General features: G+C 48.0%; 18 protein-coding genes. 5 read left to right on the top strand and 13 right to left on the bottom strand.

Annotated elements, in window-relative coordinates; translation table 11 throughout:
* Nucleotides 1-153: 153 nt before the first annotated feature.
* The 9 genes from DWW90_RS08685 to DWW90_RS08645 all read right to left on the bottom strand — a co-directional run bounded on the left by DWW90_RS08685 (nucleotide 154) and on the right by DWW90_RS08645 (nucleotide 11866).
* Complete coding sequence (locus DWW90_RS08685; RefSeq protein WP_122344692.1) at nucleotides 154-486, bottom strand: cation transporter; 333 nt, start codon at nucleotides 484-486, stop codon at nucleotides 154-156.
* Between the two features lie 24 nt (nucleotides 487-510).
* On the bottom strand, nucleotides 511-2721 hold the full coding sequence (locus DWW90_RS08680) for a TonB-dependent receptor (protein ID WP_122344734.1): 2211 nt from the start codon (nucleotides 2719-2721) through the stop codon (nucleotides 511-513).
* An 82-nt stretch (nucleotides 2722-2803) separates the two neighbouring features.
* Nucleotides 2804-3208, bottom strand: coding sequence for a hypothetical protein (locus tag DWW90_RS08675; RefSeq protein ID WP_115499528.1), 405 nt, complete (start codon nucleotides 3206-3208; stop codon nucleotides 2804-2806).
* 48 nt (nucleotides 3209-3256) lie between these two features.
* Entirely contained in the window at nucleotides 3257-4735 is a 1479-nt protein-coding gene (locus DWW90_RS08670) for a glycoside hydrolase family 10 protein (protein WP_122344691.1), read from the bottom strand.
* A 13-nt stretch (nucleotides 4736-4748) separates the two neighbouring features.
* Nucleotides 4749-5525 (bottom strand): glycerophosphodiester phosphodiesterase family protein, encoded by a 777-nt coding sequence (locus DWW90_RS08665; protein WP_122344690.1) that lies wholly within the window; start codon nucleotides 5523-5525, stop codon nucleotides 4749-4751.
* A 210-nt stretch (nucleotides 5526-5735) separates the two neighbouring features.
* On the bottom strand, nucleotides 5736-6689 hold the full coding sequence (trxB, locus tag DWW90_RS08660; RefSeq protein ID WP_122344689.1) for a thioredoxin-disulfide reductase: 954 nt from the start codon (nucleotides 6687-6689) through the stop codon (nucleotides 5736-5738).
* A 36-nt stretch (nucleotides 6690-6725) separates the two neighbouring features.
* Nucleotides 6726-7391 carry a LolA-like putative outer membrane lipoprotein chaperone gene (locus DWW90_RS08655; RefSeq protein ID WP_122344688.1) on the bottom strand — a complete coding sequence of 222 codons (666 nt, stop codon included), beginning with the start codon at nucleotides 7389-7391 and terminating at the stop codon, nucleotides 6726-6728.
* 370 nt (nucleotides 7392-7761) lie between these two features.
* Complete coding sequence (locus DWW90_RS08650; RefSeq protein WP_122344687.1) at nucleotides 7762-10251, bottom strand: DNA translocase FtsK; 2490 nt, start codon at nucleotides 10249-10251, stop codon at nucleotides 7762-7764.
* 49 nt (nucleotides 10252-10300) lie between these two features.
* Complete coding sequence (locus DWW90_RS08645) at nucleotides 10301-11866, bottom strand: ATP-binding protein (protein WP_122332795.1); 1566 nt, start codon at nucleotides 11864-11866, stop codon at nucleotides 10301-10303.
* A gap of 203 nt (nucleotides 11867-12069) precedes the next feature.
* On the opposite strand from DWW90_RS08645, the gene DWW90_RS08640 reads away from it, so the two are divergent.
* The 4 genes from DWW90_RS08640 (at nucleotide 12070) to mdh (ending at nucleotide 15469) form a co-directional block, all read left to right on the top strand.
* Entirely contained in the window at nucleotides 12070-12618 is a 549-nt protein-coding gene (locus DWW90_RS08640) for a DUF5063 domain-containing protein (RefSeq protein WP_122344733.1), read from the top strand.
* Nucleotides 12615-13196 carry a 3'-5' exonuclease gene (locus DWW90_RS08635; RefSeq protein WP_115499520.1) on the top strand — a complete coding sequence of 194 codons (582 nt, stop codon included), beginning with the start codon at nucleotides 12615-12617 and terminating at the stop codon, nucleotides 13194-13196. Before DWW90_RS08640 ends, DWW90_RS08635 begins: the two co-directional genes overlap by 4 nt.
* The gene (locus DWW90_RS08630) at nucleotides 13197-14381 is read left to right on the top strand and encodes a class I SAM-dependent rRNA methyltransferase (RefSeq protein ID WP_122344686.1); all 1185 of its coding nucleotides are present in this window, start codon (nucleotides 13197-13199) and stop codon (nucleotides 14379-14381) included.
* A 146-nt stretch (nucleotides 14382-14527) separates the two neighbouring features.
* Complete coding sequence (gene mdh, locus DWW90_RS08625; protein ID WP_115499518.1) at nucleotides 14528-15469, top strand: malate dehydrogenase; 942 nt, start codon at nucleotides 14528-14530, stop codon at nucleotides 15467-15469.
* Nucleotides 15470-15594: 125 nt separating this feature from the next.
* Here mdh and DWW90_RS08620 read toward each other — a convergent pair whose 3' ends face one another.
* Nucleotides 15595-16335, bottom strand: coding sequence for a DUF1080 domain-containing protein (locus tag DWW90_RS08620; protein WP_122332797.1), 741 nt, complete (start codon nucleotides 16333-16335; stop codon nucleotides 15595-15597).
* Between the two features lie 55 nt (nucleotides 16336-16390).
* Complete coding sequence (locus DWW90_RS08615; protein WP_122344685.1) at nucleotides 16391-17932, bottom strand: tannase/feruloyl esterase family alpha/beta hydrolase; 1542 nt, start codon at nucleotides 17930-17932, stop codon at nucleotides 16391-16393.
* A gap of 69 nt (nucleotides 17933-18001) precedes the next feature.
* Here DWW90_RS08615 and DWW90_RS08610 point away from each other — a divergent pair, with 69 nt between their 5' ends.
* Nucleotides 18002-19120, top strand: coding sequence for a glycoside hydrolase family 43 protein (locus DWW90_RS08610; protein WP_122344684.1), 1119 nt, complete (start codon nucleotides 18002-18004; stop codon nucleotides 19118-19120).
* 1441 nt (nucleotides 19121-20561) lie between these two features.
* Here DWW90_RS08610 and lpxA read toward each other — a convergent pair.
* Entirely contained in the window at nucleotides 20562-21329 is a 768-nt protein-coding gene (lpxA, locus tag DWW90_RS08605) for an acyl-ACP--UDP-N-acetylglucosamine O-acyltransferase (RefSeq protein ID WP_122344683.1), read from the bottom strand.
* Nucleotides 21330-21351: 22 nt separating this feature from the next.
* Nucleotides 21352-22740 carry an efflux transporter outer membrane subunit gene (locus DWW90_RS08600; protein WP_122332799.1) on the bottom strand — a complete coding sequence of 463 codons (1389 nt, stop codon included), beginning with the start codon at nucleotides 22738-22740 and terminating at the stop codon, nucleotides 21352-21354.
* Nucleotides 22741-22742: the final 2 nt, after the last annotated feature.

The raw sequence follows: 22742 nt of genomic DNA, 5'->3' as shown, positions 1-22742 counted from the left end.
TGTGTGCCTTCACGCCCTTTTCAAGGCTGTACATTTAATATGATGTTAGAACCGTCCGAAACGCTGCATTCCGGAATAAATATTTTTCCATCAAAAACGTTCCAAAGATACAGTATTCTCGCGAATATTGAATAAGGAGAGACAAATCATCCTCTATTTCTTTTTCTTCGGATCAACCGGGCAACCGGCGCCGTTATCGACCGGAGTCGCCTCCATGCCAATCTTCTTAAAGGCTGAAGCCAACTTGGTCTTGGAGGTTTTATCTGCACGGTAGGTAACAACTGCCGTGCGGGTGTTCAGATCACATTTCAGATCGGTCACTCCTTTTTCAAAGGCGATATTCTTCTCGATCTTCTTGACGCAATTTGCACAATCCATGCCTTCTACAAAGAAAGTCACGGATTCCTTTTTCTTCTTTGCACCCTGTGCATAGGCCGTGGAAAAAGTAAATACGGCACAAATCAAAGCTACTACTAATTGTTTCATGATATAAATAATTTAATTGACACATTATCTGCTGATATTAAAACGCAGTCCGGCATAAATCTTCCGGCCGTGGACCGGTCCCCAGACCATCGATCCGTCGAAGTTATCTCCGCGCGGATTCCCGGCGTCGATGATGGGATGCGGCTGTTTATAGTCGAATAAGTTCTCGGCTCCGACATAGACAGACCAGCGGCGGAAATACTTCGTGATCTGGGCATTCACGACTGTATAGGCTTTAAAGTCCGGCTCCCACAACGGGTTTACGGCATCCGGAGCCGGCATCCGTCCGCCTCCGTTGAACTGTCCGGTCAGGTCGAACTGCCATTTCTTCAGGGGCGTCTGGTAAGAAGCGGTCAGCAGGCCTTTATAGTCGCTGACCAGGGGCTTTTTCAGACGCCGGGTTATGCCGTCCGCATTCCGGTAATCCGTTTTTGCATCGGTATAACGATAGGCGGCGGTCAGTGTAAAGCCGCGAAAGAACGGATAAGTGGCTTCGACCTGGAAGCTATTCGAATAGGAACGGCCGTCCAGGTTATAGAAACTCACGGCATGCGGGTCGCTGTCCATGTCCACAACGACTTGTTTCCGGAAATCCGTATAATACCATTCGCCATTCAACGTCAATTCCTTTCCGAAAAGCGGGATATAAAACGAAAGGTTCACACCTGTATTCCAAGCCTCTTCCTGGTCCAGATCCGGAGCGATATTCATTTTACGGCTACTGGACAGCAGGAAGTTATTTTCAGCCAGCACGTTTGCCGTCCGGAATCCTTTTCCTGCCGAGGCACGCACGTGGAACCAGTCGAAGGGGTTGTATTTGACATGCAGGCGGGGCGTGACAAAAAAGTCGTACAACGAACTATAGTCCGCACGCAGTCCTGCCAGCACGATGAGTTTGTCATTCAGGTTATATGTATATTGCGCATAGGCGCCGGGAACGATTTCCGTCCGGTCGAAAGGCGTCCGGATGCCGTCTTGCGTCAGGTTTTCATCAAAACCGTCGTAGTTCATGCTCAGACCTGTGCTCAGGCTATGCGCCGGCGAGAACTCTTTTTCGTAGAGCAGGCTGGCATAGACATTGTTTTGATACACATTATAGGGGATGCGGTCGTACATGGATTTCTGCTCATGATAGGAGCCGGAAAGGATCAGGGCTACGCTTTCCACCTTTTCCTTATCGAGGATATAGGCCTGTTTCGTGAACAGTTCCGCCCGGTTCGTTTGCAGGCGGACCCGATAGGGATCGGCAAAATCATGATGCTTTGTCGCTTGGCCGCCGGTACGGTTCTCATGCAGGTAACGGACGCCGTACTGGGCCACATAATGGTCCAACTTGTGATACCAGCGGTTCATCAGGTTCACCTGTTCTTTCAGGGGCGTGTCCAGGAAACCGTCGTCATTCCCGTCGTGCTGCATCTTGTCATTCGAATAGTGCACCAACAAGCCGGTCGAGACTTTATCGTTGATATGCCAGGAGGCATCCGCGTTTCCTTCATACCGGCCGGCGTCGCTGCCAAAGAGATTCACGGAGAAGATGTCGGCCGTCGGAGGCTTCTTAAACTCCACATTGATCTGGCCGGCCAGCGCCTCATAACCATTCTTGACGGACGATGTCCCTTTCGATACCTGGATGCTTTCCATCCAGGCGCCGGGCACATAATCCAATCCGTATAAGGAGGCGGCACCCCGGAAGTTCGGATAATTTTCCGTCAGCATCTGCACATATGTTCCGGCAAGCCCCAACAGCTTGATCTGGCGGGCACCCGTCGCCGCGTCCGCATAAGAGACATCGACAGACGGATTCGTCTCGAAGCTTTCGGCCAGGTTACAGCAGGCGGCACGGCAAATCTCGTCATAGGTAATCTTCTGCGTCTGCAACACGCTGGTACGGGAAGCGATCGTTCCCATCTTACGCTCGCTGATAACGACTTCCTGCAGGGCTACTTCACCGACAAGCACGACGCGCAAAGGTTTGCCATCGGAAGTCACCGGGACAACCGACGTCGTATAGCCGATATAACTGACAACCAGATTCTTCGAATCATCATTCTTCTCGAGTTCAAAATAGCCGTCCGCATCGGAAGTTGTTCCTAACTGGGTCCCTTCCCAATAGATATTAGCTCCGATCACAGGTTCATTCTGTTCATCGTAGACATGACCTTTCACCGGCTTTCCGGCAGAAGCCGAGACGGCAATAAAAAACAATAGTAATATAGTATAGAGTTGTTTAGACATAAATTCCTTATTTGTTATCCAAAATAAAACAGACATTTGCGCCCATGGATTTTTCCATCAGCGGAGAATAACAAACAGTTGCCTAAACTAAAAGGACAGTCAATAAAGAAAGATATATATCAGGAGTAATTCCGGGAGGAGCATCTCGTACCACATCAACAGCCTTATCCATGATAAGAGCGGGAACAAGCGAAATATTTGAGGCCGTCAACGAAACCAGGTCGATTGCGACAGGCTGCAAATTAAGCAACGCACCTTGGAAAACAGTCCAGTCAAAGCTGATATGCTCCACATCGCAGCAATTGTCTTCTCCGTCCGCGTGACAACAGGATGAAACATGTTTTGCCATTTCCGTACAATGCTCGTGCTCATGTATGGCTGTCCGGCAATCCTCGCAACAGTAGGTAATCAGGTTTACGCCGGCGCCACCATAAAACACAAGTGCAGCCAGAAAAACGATAAACAGATATGTCACAGTCTTTTTCATCCTGCGCAAAGATAAAGCATTCCGGGAGTTTCTTCCAAACGGTTAATATTATTTAGGAAATTTGGAAAGGTAATAGTAAGTTTCCCTGGAGGGCTTGCTTTCGATGTGGTAGCGGGAAGAGGCGGAGACGGAAAAAGTATATCCCCGCTCCGATGTCGTGTCGACAGGCAGGTAAAGGAAAGTATCCCGGATGCCGGTCAGCAGTATGTTTTTTGCCGACGCCGGATCGATCGAATCGGTCAACGAATAATAGACGGTATAAGTCAGGACATCTTTTACCGAATCGGGCTTCTGCCAGGAGAGTTTCAGTTCGTTGCCCTCACGCTCTGCCAGAATCCCTTCCGGGGCGGGCGGGATCTCGTCGTTCAGCCATGCGAGGGGAGGAAGCTGCGCCGGATATTTATAGTAATTGTCTTTCAGCTCGTCGTACAGGCCTTTGGTGTTATCCAGGACATTCGCACAGCGGAAGAATGTGCAACCGGCACCGCCGTAATAGCGGCTGTAATCGATCTGGTCCGTGATGTCGTTGACTGTCCAGTCCGCCTCCGCCTTGAGCATCCGGTAAGCGCCCAGACCGGGCACAACCAGGCGGCCGTTGCAATTGTCCACCCAATTGTCTACAAAGGGGAAAAAGTTATCGTGCAGGTAATACATCATCGGGACAATCATGTCCTGTTTTCCTTGCTGCATCCACATCTTCGGGTCTTGGAACACACTTTCGTAGGCTGTCCAGCCGGCATTCGGAACGCGCTCGATACGGTTGTATTTGCCAAGCGGGGAACTGCTCACCTGCACCCAGGGTTTAACAGATTTCACATAGTCGTAAATGCGGAAGACCATCTTATTGATATTCTCCCGCCGCCATTCCGCCAACGGCCGTTTCTTGCCGTATTTGTTGTACAAGGCTTTATCGGGGAAAGATTTAGCCTGCTCGGGATAGCGGATATAATCGAAATGGATGCCGTCGATATCGTAACCGTTCACCAACTCCTTGACTAAAGAGAGAATATAGTCGGAAGTTCCGGGCACGCCGGGGTCCAGATACCATTCGCCATTATGCCGTTTACAAAGATTCGGATGCCGCTTGACAACAGAGAGTTTGCCTTGTTCTTTCACGCTTTTATCGGTTCCTAAGGGGAAAGTGACGAACCAGGCGTGGCATTCCATTCCCCGTTTATGGCATTCGTCGATCACAAAAGCCAAAGGATCGTAGCCCGGCATCACGCCGTATTTTCCGGAGAAAGTCTTGCTGGCCGGCTCTATCTGCGAACGCCAGATGACATCGCCGCGCAAACGGGCCTGCAGGAAAACGGTGTTGAAGTTCGCATCCTGCAAACGGTCCAGGATGTCGCATACTTCACGTTGCTGCGCTTTACGCCCGGCTTCTGTCGCAGCGGGTTTCTGCGGCCAGTCCAAGCCATAGACGGTTGTCAGCCAAACGCCCCTGATCTCCCGCTTGGGAGGATCGACGGCATAAACGGCTTGTAGGAGCAACAAAAGAAATAACGGCAGGCAATACTTTCTCATTTCACATATTTATTCAGCGGTACAAAAGTACGGCTTTTTGCGCTTCTTCGGGATAGTCTGTTGTCAGAAAGTCCGCGCCGCTCTCGATCATTTCCTTCATCACCTCCGGATCGTCGACTGTCCAAACATTGATTTTCAATTTCAGGTCTTTCGCTTCCTTAAACCATTCGGGATGTTTTTGCATCACCTTATAGTTATAATCCAGGCCGGCAAATCCAAGTTCTTTCAATTGCTTCGGAGACAAGTCGCCGTTCAGATAATAGACAGGGGTTTTAGGAGACAAGCGGTGTAACTCTTTAGCTGCTTCAAGACTGAAAGCGATATATTCGGTACGCTTTCCCAACTTCTTGCTGTTCACCATATCGACGGCTATCTTTGCGGCTTCACGATCGCGTTCGGGAGTCGCATGGGATTTCAGTTCAAAAATCAGTTTAGCCTTTTTCAGCTCCTTCGCCCTGTTCAGATACTGTTCCAATGTGGGAAGCGTTTCGCCGTTCGGGAGCTTCAGGTCTTTTAGTTCCGCATAGGGAGTCGTCTGGATATGTTTACCCTGAATCTTGCTATCATGGAAAACAACCGGGACATTGTCCGCTGTCAGATGCACATCGAACTCGGACCCATATACTTTTATTTCATTCGCCCGTTCCAGAGAACGAATCGAGTTTTGAGCAGACCCTTCCGTCTTCCAATAGCCACGATGAGCAATCACTTTCGTTTTGCCTTTAGCGGCTGCCGGCACTGTAATCAGTACACAGAAAAGAAAAAGAAGAGAGAATCTTAATTGTTTCATAACATGGTATTTTTAGTTAGTTTGCAAATTCGGTAAATGCTGATTTAACGGTGCGTTTACTCGTATTTACCGGACGCAGACGGGCGCAGATTACGCAGAGGAACGCAGACTTATTTTCTTTTAAAACAATTAATGATCTGCGTTCCTCTGCGTCGTCTGCGAAATCTGCGTCCGGTAATACAAACATAGCGACGCACCGAAAATCATCATTTATTTCCCGTGCTCCGACAAATAGCGTTCCGCTTCGATTGCAGCGGCGCAACCACTGCCGGCAGCCGTAATGGCCTGGCGGTAATGCGGGTCGGCGACGTCACCGGCGGCGAATACGCCCGGGACTTTTGTTTTCGGCGTACCCGGAATTGTCTTGATATAGCCCACTTCGTCCGTTTCGATCCAGGGCTTGAAGATCTCAGCATTCGGCTTATGTCCGATAGCTAAGAAGAAACCGTCGATGGCGATGTCTACCTTTTCTTCATCCGGTTCGCCCATGCGTTTCATCAGGTGTGCGCCTTCGACACCATCCTCGCCAAACAGGCCAACGGTGTTATGTTCGAACAGCACCGTAATGTTCGGGGCATTCAATACACGTTCCTGCATCACTTTCGAAGCACGCAGATACGGCTTGCGGACGATCAGATAAACCTGCTTTGCCAGACTGGCCAGATAAAGAGCCTCTTCGCAAGCCGTATCTCCGCCACCCACGACAGCCACCACTTTCTTGCGGTAGAAGAAACCGTCACAAGTAGCACAGGCAGACACGCCCATTCCTGCATATTTTTGTTCATCGGGCAAGCCTAAATATTTGGCAGTCGCTCCGGTAGCAATAATCAATGTTTCCGTCTCAATCACTTTCTCACCGTCGATCGTCACTTTATAAGGTGCGGCCGACAAGTCTGTCGCCGTAGCAATACCGATGCGGATATCCGCCCCAAAGCGGGCAGCCTGTTGTTTCAGGTCTTCCATCAGTTCCGTACCGGTCACACCTTCCGGATAACCGGGGAAATTCTCGACTTCGGTGGTAGTGGTAAGCTGTCCGCCCGGCTGGATGCCTTCGTAAAGGACAGGAGACAGATTAGCACGTGAAGCATATATAGCCGCCGTATAGCCGGCAGGGCCGGAACCGATAATCAGGCAGCGAACCTTTTCATTCTGATTTGTATTCATCTCGTATTTTTTAATTTTTAATTCTTAACTCTTAATTTACCGAAGGTCTACGATCTCTGCATCAGGATAGTCTTTTTCGTTAAAAACAAAAAAAGAATCCGGTTGGTTTACTCCTGTTTCCATTTTGCCGATTCGGATCGTATTGCTGAGTCCGTTCTTGGCGAATACGGCGATCGAAGCGGGCAGGCCGGAAAACTTCTCGATCTGGAGTTCTACTCTTATGATATCGCTTTTCTTTTTAGGCGTCAATTCGATGTCATAGGCTGCCTTGCCGTTCGGAGCGGTACTTTCTCCTTTTAGCGTAGCTGAGAAGCCTTTCTTATAGGAACGGAGCAGCAACGCAGGATTTGTCGTCTGCAACTCCTCTCCCGTCGGTGTCGACACATTCACTTCTTCATTGCGCTCGACATACGACCATTGTGTCGTCCCGTCGAACCAGGTAATCATATCCGGGGTTTTCAACACGAATTTATCACCTTTGATATCGATTGTCCCGTCAAAGCTCTCCGACACTTTTTGCACATCCGAGCGCGTCTGCATCGTAAAATAGGCTTTCAAACCATTCGAGCCCTCGTAAGCGGAAGCCGCTTTATCCAAGATAGACGTGGCGTTCTGCGCCCCGCCCTCCAAGTTGAATCCGAGCAAAAGACACAACAGCAGAACGGATAGCCGAGTTATTTTCAATTTATAATTCATATTCATATTCTTAATATTATCAGAGATAAATGATGATTTAACGGTGCGAGGATAACGGCCTCGTAGGGGCGGTTCGCAAACCGCCCGATAGCGACGTTGTCTTAGGGCTGTAAGCCCGGCAGATCTCAGCCCAAGGCGTGAGCCTTGGGTTAAGAGAAACGTCTCCCTTCTCCTCTTAGCCCTGTAAGGGCGGCACCAGTAACATCCTGTGTCACAATGTATCGCCCTTACAGGGCTCGAAGACAGGAGGTGGTCCTCTTTAACCCCAAGGCTCACGCCTTGGGCTATGATCTGTCGCCCTTACAGGGCTTTGGGCGGTTCGCGAACCGCCCCTACGACGGCATTATTCTCACCGATAAATCTTCATTTATCTTTTTCACTTTAACGAATTCAACAACTGTTCCAGGCTGTATTCATCCGGAATCAATACCTGGCGTGCCTTGCTTCCTTCAAAGGGACCGACAATGCCGGCTGCTTCCAGCTGGTCCATCAGACGGCCGGCACGGTTATAACCGATTGCAAACTTACGCTGGATAAGCGAAGTCGAACCTTGTTGCTGGATCACGATCAGGCGGGCCGCCTCGTCAAAGAGCGGATCGCGATCAGACAGATCCACCGTTCCGGCAATCGAAGAATCACCTCCTTCTCCAACATATTCCGGCAACAGGTAAGCAGTCGGATAAGCCACCTGCTCTCCGATATGTTCCACGATATCTTCCACTTCCGGCGTATCAACAAATGCACACTGCACACGCGTCGGCTCACTGCTTCCGGTAATCAGGATCAACATATCGCCTTTACCGATCAGGCGGTTCGCACCTTGTGCATCCAAAATCGTACGGGAGTCGACCTGCGACATCACCTTAAAGGCGATACGGCTCGGGAAGTTACTCTTGATCGTACCGGTGATCACCTTCGTATCCGGACGTTGCGTTGCTAAGATCATGTGAATACCGACGGCACGGGCTTTAGCCGCAATACGGGAAATAGGCATTTCGATTTCGCGACCGGAAGTAGCGATCAGGTCGGCGAACTCGTCGACTATCGCCACGATATACGGAAGGAAACGATGTCCCTTTTCCGGATTCAGGCGACGGGAGATAAACTTCTCATTATATTCCTTGATGTTACGTGCCGAAGCGCTCACCAACAACTCATAGCGGTTCTCCATCTCGATCACCAACGAGTTCAAGGTTGCCACCGCGTCTTCCGGCTCCGTCACAATCGGTTTGTCGGCATTCGGCAACTTGGCTAAGTAATGCCGTTCGATCTTCGAATAGATACTGAATTCCACCCGTTTCGGGTCGATCATCACGAACTTCAGTTCGGCCGGATGCTTCCTATATAATAAAGAAGTGATGATTGCATTCAGACCGACAGACTTACCCTGTCCAGTCGCACCTGCCACCAACAAGTGGGGCGTTTTGCAAAGGTCGAACATAAAGACTTCGTTGATAATCGTCCTTCCGATCGCCACAGGCAGGTCGTATGTGCACTCCTGGAATTTGCGGGAAGCGACGACAGACTGCATCGAGACGGTCTGCGGCTTATTGTTCGGCACTTCAATACCGATCGTTCCTTTACCCGGCATCGGAGCGATAATACGGATCTGCAAGGCGGAAAGGCTCAGCGCGATATCGTCTTCGAGGTTTTTGATCTTGGAAATACGCACGCCGGCTTCCGGCACGATCTCGTAGAGCGTCACCGTCGGTCCGACCGTTGCCTTGATAGAAGCGATACGGATGCCGAAATCTTCCAACGTCTGCTTAATCATCTGCTGGTTGGCGTCGAGTTCCTCACGGTTGACTTCCACATTGCCGGAGTCGTAGAATTTCAGCAAATCGAGCGGGGGAAACACATAACGAGACAAATCCAAGCGCGGGTCATATTTGCCTAACTCCGCCTGGTCGCACATTTCTTCTTCGCCGTCGGGTATCTCCACTTCAAAGTCGACATTCTTCTCACCTTCTGCGGTTTTCGGAGCGTCCTCTTCCTCTTTTGCTATTGTATATTCAAATTCGTTTTCTTCTTCCGCTTCATGCTTCTCTTCTGCCGCTTTCCTGATTTCAGCTTCCGTATCGAAGACATATTCATCCGGCTCAACAGTTGTTTCATTCACCGGTCTGCGAGGCGTGATTACCGGTTCTCTCACCGGCTGTTCTTCCGGCAACGTTTCGTTTTCAGGTTCGTCTTCCGTTTCCGGTGTTTCTTTCTTCTTCCGTTTCAAGCTGTTCTTCAGCCATCCGAAAGAAAAGACATTTTGCAGGAACGGAATCGTACGCTTACTGGTGAAGATCGCAATGATCAGGAACATGCCGACAAGCAACAGGACTGTGCCCGGTATGCCGATATTATTCATCATCATCTCCGAAAGGTAATAACCGTGCTGGCCTCCTAAATAGATGAAAGTGTCTTCATATCCACTGATAAAGACAAAAGCAAAGAACACGGATCCCCAGATCAGCATCGCGGCACTGAACAGGAAACGTTTCAGCAAGGACACTTTATTCAGGTTCATCAACTTCGCCCCTACCGATCCCAAGAAAAACAAGATCAGAAACGAAGAGATTCCAAACCACCGGTTCATCAGCAAGTCCGCCAGGAAAGCCCCGCGCACGCCCGTCCAGTTATCCACTGATCCCCGGTTTGTGACCAGGTCTGCCAACGGTACATTCTCTATCTTGCTCTGATCCGCCCCTCCGGTAAAGAAGAATGAGATCAATGCCAGACCGACATATATTGTAATAATAGAAATAACCAATCCGGTTATGAAACGGGTGCGTTCATTGGTAAAAAAGTTTTTAACCCTTTTGAATTTACTCTCGCCGTTATTCGTATTTTGTTTTGCAGTTGTCTTCTTTGCCATTACGTATAATTTTACAACGTGCAAATGTACACAGAAAATTTAAAGTTCCCTACGACATTTGTATTTTCCAATCCGCAATATTGCGTTCCTCCTTACTGAAAGAAGCTCCGACCTTCACCAACTGCCTTCCTTCAGATTGATAGGGTATCAGATAGCCTTTTTCATCAATTTGCCGGAGAGCTTCTTCTACAGTTCCATCCAGCTTAAACTCAAACACATAAATATAATCAGCCGTCTTCACAACAGCATCAGCACGTCCTTTTGCGCTTCTCACTTCCACATCGCAGAACTGCCCCATCAGCTTGAATACTATATAAAAAACAACCTGATAATGACGTTCGGTCTTCGCATTCAACTCGTAAGGAAAATCAGCAAAGAAGGCTTGCAGACGGTTCATGAAAGCATCGACATTACAAGTTTCCAATTCCTGAACAAACTTCCCCACGTAAAAACCTTTTTCATCATCCGTAACAGCTGTATAAAAAGGAGCAATAAAACTCAGAAAACCATATTTCACTTCTTCATTGGGAAAGCCCAAACGATACAACCGGAACCGATCATCAAACTCCTTAAGCGTCAAGTAACCACTCTGGTAAAGCAACGGAACCGGGTTCATTACCTCAACCCTGTATTCAGTAAAAACTGATGACGGTGCTTCCACTCCGTCAATCAATGTTCGCAGGTCATACTCGCTCTTTTTCAATACATCAACAAGGAAAGTCGGTGTCCCCGTCTGAAACCAATAACTGTCGAATCGGCTATATTGCAAGGCATTCAAAACGCTGAAAGGATTAAATATCCCTACCGTATTCTCGCTAAAATGATAGCCGTCATACATACGCTCCAATCTGTCCAGCGCCCCTTCATACGATAAGCTGTTCGTTTCAGCTAAAGCCTTTATTTCAGGTTCGAAATTATTTTTCAATTCTTCAAACGTGATACCACAAATCTGTGAAAACCGTGGCACCATGCTGATATCCGACAACTGGTTCAGATCGCTGAAGACGCTGACGTGCGCAAACTTTGTCACTCCCGTCAGGAAAACAAAACGCAAATACCGGTCTGCACTTTTCAAAACTCCGTAGAAACTTTTCAGCGTATCCCTGTACGCGCCCAAAAGTTCTTCATTGTTCAACGCCTGCAACAAGGGTTTATCATATTCGTCCACCAACACGACGACTTGCATCCCCGTCTTCTCGTTAGCCCGGCGAATCACCCCCATAAAACGAGCCGGAAGCGTCTTTTCATCCTCCCCTTTCCCGTATAGTTCTTCCCATTGCGTCAGGTTGTTGCTCAGGATATATTCCAGTCGTTCCGGACTTGTATATTTCTCAGCATTCAAATCCAGGTGCAAAACCGGATATTGCAACCATTCCGATTCCAGCCGCTCGATAGCCAATCCCTTGAACAGCTCTTTCTTCCCTTCAAAATAGGCTTCAAAGGTAGACAACAACAGACTTTTCCCGAAACGACGCGGACGGCTCAGGAAATAAGGGATCCCCATCGTTGCCATTTCATAGACAAAGGCAGTCTTGTCGACATAGACGAAATCACGCCTGCGAATATTCTCAAAATTCTGTATGCCTATCGGCAGCTTTCTGACTCCAGTTTCCATAAATCGAACGTTTTTGCAAATATACAATTAATCTCTCAGTTTACCGGCCAACAGGTCTTAAAGTATTTACTCCGGCTTAGCAGACAAAAGAGATTTGTATTTTCTATAACCTTAAGGAAATAACTCCCATAATTCCGATTATCGAAATATATTTGTTACTTTTGCAGGTTATAAACGCAAAGGTATCGATTAAGATAATCAGCATGGAAAAAGAAAACAACCCGATATACGAACGCAACACGCTGGAATTTGTAACAGTTGCACTGGAATTCTGCACATTCGTCGAGAATGCCGGCGGAAGTGGTCTTTTTGACTTTTTGGACAAAGCGGTCAAGCTATTGCCGCTACTCTATCTGAAAGCCACGCTCCTGCCCGAGGCGGAAGAGGACGAAGATGCAGACCCGGAACTGACTGTTACGGAAGACATGTATGAATCTGTCCGCAACCGGATTGCAGGATTATTGGGAGAAAAGGATTCTTATCTGGAAACTTTCCATCCGGATATGCAATACAGCGATACACCGATAGCCGCCTTTATCTCGGAAAACCTGGCGGATGTTTACCAAGACACGGGCAACTTCATCTCCCTGTTCCGCCAGGGAAACGAAGCGGTGATGCTCGAAGCAATTGCCCTGTGCCGTAACAACTTCCGCGAATTCTGGGGACAACAATTATTAAATGCATTAAAAGCTCTTCATGCCGTGCGATACAGCGAGGAAGAGCCTTTAGAAACCAACGAAGAAGAAGAATGACACAACAATATACACATTCAATAACGAAAGAAGCAATATCCCAGCTTCCCTTAGAGGAGTTTACCGGACGAATCATCGTTATCGACACATTGAGAGATACGGAAAAGGCGGTCAGCTACCTGTCTGAGTTTCCGGCAGTCGGATTCGATACCGAAACCCGTCCCAGCTTTAAGAAAGGACAACGCTACAAAATATCGCTCATGCAGATATCGACGGACGAAGCTTGTTTCCTGTTCCGCCTGAACCGGATCGATATACCGGAAGCGTTAGAAAAATTCCTGGCGAACGAGAGAGTCTTGAAAATCGGACTTTCCCTGCGCGACGACTTCGGAGCGATGCGGAGACGTACGGACATAGAGCCGGCCAATTTCCTGGATTTGCAGAATTATGTAGGACAGTTCGGCATTGAAGACGCCAGCCTGCAAAAGATATACGCCATCCTGTTCAATAAAAAAATATCAAAAGGACAGCGCTTGAGCAACTGGGAAGCCGATGTGCTGACCGAACCGCAACAAAAATATGCAGCCCTCGACGCATGGGCCTGCCTGAAAATATACAACCAATTGAAACAGATATAAATGAAGGAGTGCAAAGTATTTCTCAAACCGAAGAAAGAAGAATCGTTGTTACGTTTCCATCCCTGGGTATTCTCCGGAGCCATCCAGACAATCGAAGGCGAGCCGGAAGAAGGTGACTTGGTAGAAGTATATGGGACAAACGGGCGTTTCTTAGGTATCGGACATTATCAGATAGGCAGTATCGCCGTGCGTATCTTATCATTCAAACAGGTTGCGATCGACGCTGCTTTCTGGGAAGAACGCATCCGCATTGCATACACCCTGCGCCAAACGCTGGGGCTTGCCGGAGTGGAGAACAACAATACGTTCCGTCTGATACACGGCGAGGGAGACAACCTGCCGGGACTGGTCGTCGACATGTATGCCCATACAGCCGTCATGCAGGCACACTCTGTCGGCATGCACTACGCACGCCACCAGATTGCCGAAGCGCTGAAAACTGTCCTGGGAGATTCTTTACAGAATATATATTACAAATCGGAAGCCACACTGCCCTACAAAGCGAACTTAGGTAGTGAAGACGGCTACTTGTACGGAGGCAAAGTGGAGGACATCGCTCTGGAAAACGGACTGAAATTCTGTGTAGACTGGCAGAAAGGCCAGAAAACCGGATTCTTCGTCGATCAGCGCGAAAACCGTTCGTTACTGGGACATTACTCAAAAGGCCGTTCCGTCTTGAATATGTTCTGCTATACCGGCGGATTCTCGTTCTATGCCATGCGCGGCGGTGCGAAAGTGGTACATTCGGTCGACAGCTCCGCCAAAGCCATCTCACTGACGAAGAAGAATGTGGAACTGAACTTTCCCGGTGATCCGCGCCATGAAGCCTATGCGGAAGACGCGTTCAAATATCTGGAAAAGATGGGAAGCAACTACGACTTGATTATCCTCGACCCGCCGGCCTTTGCCAAACATAAAAACGTATTGCGCAACGCCCTGCAAGGATATCGCAAGCTGAACGCCATCGCTTTCGAAAAGATCAAGCCGGGAGGCATCCTGTTCACCTTCTCCTGCTCGCAGGTCGTAAGTAAGGAAAACTTCCGTCTGGCCGTGTTCAGTGCAGCCGCCCAATCCGGCCGCAGCGTCCGTATTCTGCACCAACTGACACAGCCTGCCGATCATCCCGTCAACATCTACCACCCGGAAGGTGAATATCTGAAAGGGCTGGTATTATATGTAGAATAAGGGCGGCGGAGCTTTAGCTATATTTAATAAAGGAAGGCACAAAATATATACGGAAATATTTCTTTATTCCGCAATACGTTGTAACTTTGCTCACGCTAAAAAAGATAGAAGTATCATTATAAGTAAAACATATAAAACTTATTATTATGTCTAAAGTAACAGTTGTTGGCGCCGGTAATGTAGGTGCTACTTGCGCAAATGTTCTTGCCTTCAATGAAGTGGCAGACGAAGTTGTAATGCTTGACGTTAAGGAAGGTGTTTCCGAAGGTAAAGCAATGGATATGATGCAGACTGCTCAGCTGCTTGGTTTCGATACCACAGTTACAGGTTGCACAAACGACTACGAAAAAACAGCTAACTCTGACGTTGTTGTCATCACTTCAGGTATTCCCCGTAAACCGGGTATGACTCGCGAAGAACTGATCGGCGTTAACGCTGGTATCGTTAAGAGCGTAGCGCAGAACATCCTGAAATATTCTCCGAACGCAATCTTGGTAGTAATCTCCAACCCGATGGATACAATGACTTACCTGTCATTGAAATCTTTAGGTCTGCCGAAAAACCGTATCATCGGTATGGGCGGTGCATTGGATAGCTCCCGTTTCAAATATTTCCTGTCTCAGGCTTTAGGTTGCAATGCTAACGAAGTTGAAGGCATGGTAATCGGTGGCCACGGTGACACGACTATGATTCCGTTGGCTCGTCTGGCTACTTACAAAGGTATTCCTGTAAGCAAACTGTTGAGCGCTGAAAAACTACAGGAAGTTGTTGCTTCTACTATGGTTGGCGGTGCTACACTGACAAAACTGTTAGGCACTTCCGCATGGTATGCACCGGGCGCAGCAGGAGCATTCGTTGTTGAGTCTATCATCCACAACCAGAAGAAGATGGTTCCTTGCTCTGTTTATCTGGAAGGCGAATACGGAGAATCTGATCTCTGCATCGGCGTTCCTGTTATCCTGGGTAAGAACGGTATCGAAAAGATCGTTGAACTGGAACTGACAGCAGAAGAAAAAGAACTCTTCGCAAAGAGCGCAGCAGCTGTTCACAAAACAAACGAAGCTTTGAAAGAAGTGGGTGCTCTTTAAATCAGATTAGATTTAATTCTTTATAAAAAAGAGGATAACCCTTCACTGGATTATCCTCTTTTTATTTCATGCCCATGCAATTCAATTTTCATGGGCATGCGATCCAAATTCCATGGGCATGGGATTTATTTCAATTCGCGAATCTTGATGTTACGGAACCAGATAGGATAGCCATGATCCTGCAGACCGATATAACCTTCATGAGCGATACCTTCCTGGAAGCCTTTGAAATCTTTGAATTTACTATTGGCAACCATATCGTCCCATTCTTTTGTCCACAAAGTGTACTCTACGACTTTCTTCCCGTTTTGAGTATGAGTGACTTTTCCGTCTTTCACACGGATCACGATCGTATTCCATTCGCCGGTCGGTTTTACAGTCTTAGGATCAGCAGGCAAAATATCATACAGAGAGCCGGCCAAATGGTTCGCTAACTTGTTATCGTCTGCATCCACATTATCCAACACCTGCACTTCGGGAGCTGCGTAATAGATCGGCTGTCCCGGAACTTCGCGTACATAATAGAAGATACCAGAATTACCCTTCGGGCTTGTCTTCCAGTCTACAGAAAGTTCGAAATTCTTATACTTCTTCTCTTTATACAGGATATCGCCGTTGTTGCCATGTCCCGGCTTCTTTCCCGGAGCGGTAAAGACTTTCATTGCCTCATCTTCGATCACCCAATTGGAGGGCATTCCGGTGTTGTTGCATTGTCTCCAACCCGTAAAATCCTTCCCGTTAAACAACAAGGTCCAGCCCTGTTTCTTTTCTTTTTCCGTCAACGTATTATTTGCTTTCTGGGCAAAACAGGGAACTGCGGTCGTAATGGCCAAAAGAACTAAAAATGATTTCAATAAATTTTTCATGATACATTCTATTTGATTAGACTTTGAGAATATTAAAACTACACAAAGATATAAATTATTTCAGATATTTTCCTGCCGGAACCGGAACAATTCCTCTCGGATGTGTCACCCTTTCATAATTCCGGAACTTGGCCGGATCACCACCCTTGTATCGAGGAAAATCCGGATACGGATACACAGGCCGCTGCATCTCGACCGTACCGTCTTTATACCGCGTGGCGATCATTCGTTCGGGGGCTTCATTCCTTTCTACCCAATTCATGAGTAAAGTCAGGACATCTTGCTCACGGTCAGGATTAGGTGGCGTCGGGAACGATTGTCCGAAATCATTCACTCCGGGGCCTCCGCCGCAATGGTTCATGCCGGGAATAATAAAGTAACGGAAGAAATCTTGCGTCTCTTCCAAACTGCCGATCTTTTCGACCACCCGCTCATAGTAATTGACGGCATCCTGGAAAGGGACGATCGGATCACATGTGCCGGTGTACATAATGATTTTGCCGTTCCTCTTTTTCAGCGGCAGCAGATCAGGGTTATTGGCATTCAATATCGGGGCCAGCATGGAATCGACTTTCGCCATGTCGCGGTCAAAATCGAATTTACGGTAATCGAACTCCTTCCCGAAAGCCCAGATAAAAGGATAAAGCAATCCCTCCACGGCTGATTTTCCCTGAAAGTATTCCAGCCCGGAAGGTTTATCTTCGCTACCCGGAGGAAAAGGGCAATAGATTCTCTTACCGGTAACCGAGTTTACGGGACCATTCAGTATCTTCTCCAATATCTCTACCTGCTTCTCGGACAAGAAAGAACTAAACTCGTTGACATCCGCAACGGCCATTCTCGGGTCGGTCAGAAAATTATCAGTCGACGCGCCGCCGTCCTTGCCTGCATTCCTGCGTATAACGGTTTCCGTTATTTTTTGTAGCTGTTCCTTGGTAAACATAAGCGACGGATCTTCGTTGCACAAAGCATGGCACCACAAAAACATCGCATGGAGGTGCGTCCGGTTGTTGGCAGGCGCTCCGGCCAGTATTCCGTCATAGTCCTCCGGATAGCGCTGCGCCTCGGACAACGCCTGTTGCCCTCCGGTGGAACATCCTTGAAAATAAGAATAGAGAGGTTCCTTTCCATAATATTCCCGGATGAATTTCTTCGCAACCACTGTCATCTCGTGTGTTGCCCGATATCCGAAGTCCTTCCATTTTTCAGGAGAGTCGTAAAGCAGATGGGCGGCAGGCGAAGTTCCCATATCGGTATTGGCGACGGCAAACCCTCGCCTTAAACCGCTTACCAGGGCGCCATAGCTGATGCTGCCCGCTCCCCCACCGTTGCCGGTTCCCAAGAAGCGTCCGTTCCAATTCTTGGCAGGCAGCCAGACTTCTATCCTGATATTGGATTCGGGGACAGGATGCGAAACGACAGCAATACGACGGAACGCAGGCAGTCCGGTTATTTCTTTTTGGGAATAGGGTTCCTTAAATGTACCGCCGGTAATATCTTCCATAGAAGTCATGACTTGCGCCGAACCGGGGACGATACACAGGACAACAAGAATGAGCACTAAAAACAATCGGTCTGAATAAGTATTTCTCAACATAATACGTAGTTTTTCCTTTTCACACAAAGATAAAGAAAAAAACCTTATATTTGTACATAATAAATTGATATGAAAGAAATTATAATTACGTGTTGTCTCGCTCTGACCTCTTTGTGCTGTTACTCACAAACACAAACAGGCGGGATACATCCCGGTGAAATATGGCCGGACGACAAGGGCGTCCATGTGAATGCCCACGGTGGAGGCATGCTTTATGCCGAAGGTACTTATTATTGGTTCGGCGAATTTAAGAGTGATACGACCAGTGTTGCCCTCGATGGCGTGACCTGCTATTCTTCCCGCGACCTGGTTCACTGGAAGAACGAAGGTATTGCAATGCCGGTTATGCCGGTCGGTTCTTACAGCGACATCGAAAGTGGCTGCATCCTGGAACGACCGAAAGTCGTTTACAATAAAAAGACAAATAAATATGTCATGTGGTTCCATCTGGAACTGAAAGGGAAAGGATATGCTGCCGCCCGTGTCGGTGTCGCCGTAAGCGATAAGGTGACAGGTCCTTACCGTTTCGTCCATTCCTATCGTCCTTGTGCCGGATTCTGGCCGGAGAATATGCCGGAAGAATATCGCTCCCTGCAAGTAAAGGCTGATGATTTTAAGGAATGGTGGACGCCCGAATGGCGTAAAGCCGTGGAAGAAGGACTGTTCGTCCGCCGGGATATGGAAGGCGGCCAGATGTCGCGTGACATGACCATTTATGTCGATGACGACGGAAAAGCCTACCATATCTATTCGTCGGAAGAAAACCTGACGCTGCAGATCGCCGAGCTGACCGACGATTACCAGAGCCATACCGGACGATACATCCGCATTTTTCCGGGCGGGCATAACGAGGCTCCTGCCATCTTCAAGAAAGACGGAACTTATTTCATGATCACCTCCGGTTGTACGGGTTGGGCTCCGAATGAAGCCCGCATGTTCTCCGCCCCTTCCATCTGGGGACCATGGAAACAGCATCCGAACCCATGCCAGGGAGAAGATGCAGCCCTTACCTTCCATTCGCAAAGCACGTTTATCTTCCCGATAGCCGGTAAAAAAGACGCCTTTGTCTTTATGGCCGATCGCTGGACACCGAAGCATCCCTCCGATGCCCGTTATATCTGGCTCCCCATCCTGTTCGAGAACGGATTGCCCGTATTGAGGTGGATGGACACATGGACACCGGAATAAACCTGGGAACAGGTTTATTCGTTTTTGTCAAGTTTTGAACCTCCTGCAAATCTGATGAATATTACAATAACCCCCTTTTTGCCATTTTTCTATTTCGTCTGAAATCTTGATCGATTTTGGATTGACTTTTTTTGCGGTTTAAGCTTCCCTTTCTGACAATAAGAAGAGCGAGGTGCGCAGTCCGTTTCGAAAAGCGTGCAATTTGATTGCCGAAAACTAGAAACGCCGGCAAAGTGATAAAGCTTAACTCCCGGAGAATCGAATATTTGAAAACAAAACGGACGGCGTTCCAAATATCCCAAGGAAATTTAGGGCCTTTTTTGCCCTAAAGACGGTCCTCTTTCCAATTACGACCGTCCAAATCTCCATTACGACCGTCCCAATCTTCGCGAGGTGCCGAGTGCACTACACATTAGCACGGTCGTGGTGGCAAAGAGGACGGTCGTAATGGCGGAAAACACTCAAAAAAGGCGAAAAAGTCCCTTTTTGAGGTCAAAAAAGCAGATTAACATTTGTTTTGTTTCGGATGTCTTTTGAAGCTGAAAAATCCGTTTTATACAATAAGCCCCCCTGCCGCAGGCTCTCTTTTGCCGTTGATTTCAATCAACGGATTGATAAGCACCCGGCTTTGCCGGATTCCTCTGTGGGTTTGATCCCCCTTTCAAATATCTACAAGTAATCCTATTAAAGGGACTCAAGCCCACAGAGGAAGAGGCTTTGCCCCCTAAGCTCTAAAAACGTTCGTTGAAACGAAACGGCAAAAGAGAGCCTACGGCAGAGGGCTTATTGTATAAAACGTGTTTTTTAGTCTCAAAAGACACCCCGAATAAAATAAATGTCAATCCACTTTTCAGCCGTCAAAAAGGGGCTTTTTCCTATGATCAGGCTCCTTATCGCCATGAAGAGGGACTTTATCGCTCTGACCCGGAACATTGTTGCTCTGAAGTCGGACTTCATATAGCACGAAGTCAACCTTCAGAGCGATGAAGCGTTACTTCAAGACTATTTTCTGCGCACCTCACAACAACAAGCCCCTAAAATTTCCTTGGGATATTTGGAACGCAGTCCGCCTTTGTCTGCAAATATTCGATTCTCCGGGAGTTAAGTTTTATCACTTTGCTGTTGTTTCCGGTTTTGAGCAATCAAATTGTATGCTTTTCGATATGGGCTCGGCACCTCATTTTCTCTGTTGTCATCCGAATGGGCTAAAATCGTGAAAAGAGTCAATCCAAAACCGATCAAGATTTCGGACGAAATAGAAAAATAGCCGAAACAGGGGGTTATTGTATATTTTGTTATTTTCAGGAGGCTTAAAACTAAGAAGTTTTGAATCAAAAAAGCAGACCTCGTAGTGGCAGTTCACGAACCGCCTCTACGAGGTCTGTTTACTTTATATTTGTCAAGAAGCGAACTTGTTCACTCTCTTGAATATAAAACATATTTATTTGATAATACCCAACTTAGACTCACCGATAAAATCAATGATATGCTGGATCTCTTCGCTCATCGGAACCTGGTCCTTAATCATCAGCAAAGCATCGAAGATACTCGTATTGCCCTGGTAAATGATACGGTAGGCATGGCTGATGTGCTTGATTACCTTTTCACTTACACCTTCGTGCAAAAGGATCACGGAGTTGACACCGTAATAGGTCGTCGGTTCCTGTGCGGCCACGATATAAGGAGGCACATCCTTGCGGAAGCGGCAACCGGTCTGCGTCATCGACCATTTCCCGACACGGCACCCCTGACTTACCAGGACATTTCCACCGAAAATAACATAATCTTCGATCATGCAGTTACCGGAAATCTTGCTGCCATAACCGAATACGCTATGGTTTCCGATATGTGTGTCGTGGGAGACATGGACGCCTTCGTGCAGGAAGTTACCGTTACCGATAATCGTCTTGCCTTCGGCAGTCGTGGCGCGGTTGATCACCACGTTTTCACGGATCACATTGTCATCGCCTATCTCAACGATCGTATCACCTCCTTTATATTGGAAATCCTGCGGTTCGGCAGCGATCACGGCACCGTTAAAGACACGATTCCGTTTTCCCATACGCGTACCGCTCATGATACTGGCATGCGGCATAATTTCGCAGTCATCGCCTATTACCACGTTCTTATCGATATATGCAAACGGATGAACGGTTACGTTCGCTCCTAATTTTGCACTTGCATCTACATAAGCTAACGGACTAATCATAATAATTCGAATTTAAAAGTTATTATTCTCTTCCGCCACCGACAGCACTATACAAGTTGATGACAGCTTGCATACGCTGGACATTGTCGGAAACTTCAGTCAATTGTGCACTCAAAAGGCTCTGTTGAGCAGACAGGATCTCCAGATAAGTGGACTGTCCGGACTGGAACAAAGCATTTGTGTAGGTAACGGCCTTTTCCAGTTGTTCGATCTGAGACTTGTCCTGGATCAGCTTTCTGTTAGTCGCATCATAGAGATGAAGAGCGTCGCTTACTTCCTTTCCGGCTTCGAGGATTGCCTGCTGGTAATTCATCTGGGCGATCTTCTCTTCGGCTTTCGACACTTTCAGGTTGGCAATCAACTTACCGTTGTTGAAGATAGGCTGTGCCAGGGAAGCCAATGCCTGGAACATGAACTGTCCCGGATTAGCCACCGATACGCCGGAACCATTCGTCCAGCCGGCAGTAGCCGTAATGTTCACACCCGGATAAAAAGCGGCACGGGCCCGGTTGGTCGTATAATAAGCGCTGGCAAGCGTCATTTCGGCAATCTTCACATCCGGACGGTTTTCCAGCAATTGCAAAGGAACGCCGGCCATCAGTTCTTCCGGTATCAGCTGTTCATCCAGCGTACCGCGGTCGATCTGCTGGGGAGCTTTTGCCAGTAATACGGACAAGGAGTTCTCCACTTCACGCACCTGGCGTTGCAACTCAATCAACGAACCGGATACCTGATGATACACGGCACGCATCTGGGCAACGGCAGCTTCCGTTGTCATACCGGCCGTCTTCATGGCTTCCATGACGCGGACATTTTCCTTATAGATACCGACAGTCTCGGTTGTGATCTCCACCTGGCGATCGAGCATCAACAGGGTAAAGTAGGTGTTGGCAATACCGCCGATAAGTTGCGAACGTACGGCCTGCTGTGCATATTGGCTCTGCAAATAAGTAGCTTTTTGGTCGCGGCTTGCGTTCAACAGTTTTCCGAATAAATCAACCTCCCAGCTTGCGGCAGCTGGCAGTGTGTAAGCTTTTACATAACCGGTGCTTTCCATCTTGGTGATAGTTCCCTGCGGGGCCAGGTTAAGTGATGGAAGGAAAGATAAACGGGCCGAAGTCAACAGCGCCTTTGCTTCTTCCACCCGGAGAATGGCGGCTTGCATATCTACGTTGTTTGCCAATCCTTCTTCAATCAATGCCTGCAGTTTCGGATCACGGAAAATGTCCTGCCAAGGCAGGTTTCCCATATTGGTCGTATCTGCCGCCAACGTGTCTACGGCCGATACCGGGTCCCGGTAAACACCGGAAGTTTCAATCGTGTCCGGACGGTCGTATGCTTTATAGATGTGGCAACTGCTCAGAAGAGCGGTTGCACACACCATATATATAATCTGATTCTTCATTGTCATCT

This window comes from Parabacteroides sp. AF17-28, assembly GCF_003479205.1.
In the GTDB taxonomy this organism is placed as follows: Bacteria; Bacteroidota; Bacteroidia; order Bacteroidales; family Tannerellaceae; genus Parabacteroides; species Parabacteroides acidifaciens.
Note: the sequence above shows the minus strand (reverse complement) of the source record. Positions and strands in the feature narration are given on the sequence as shown.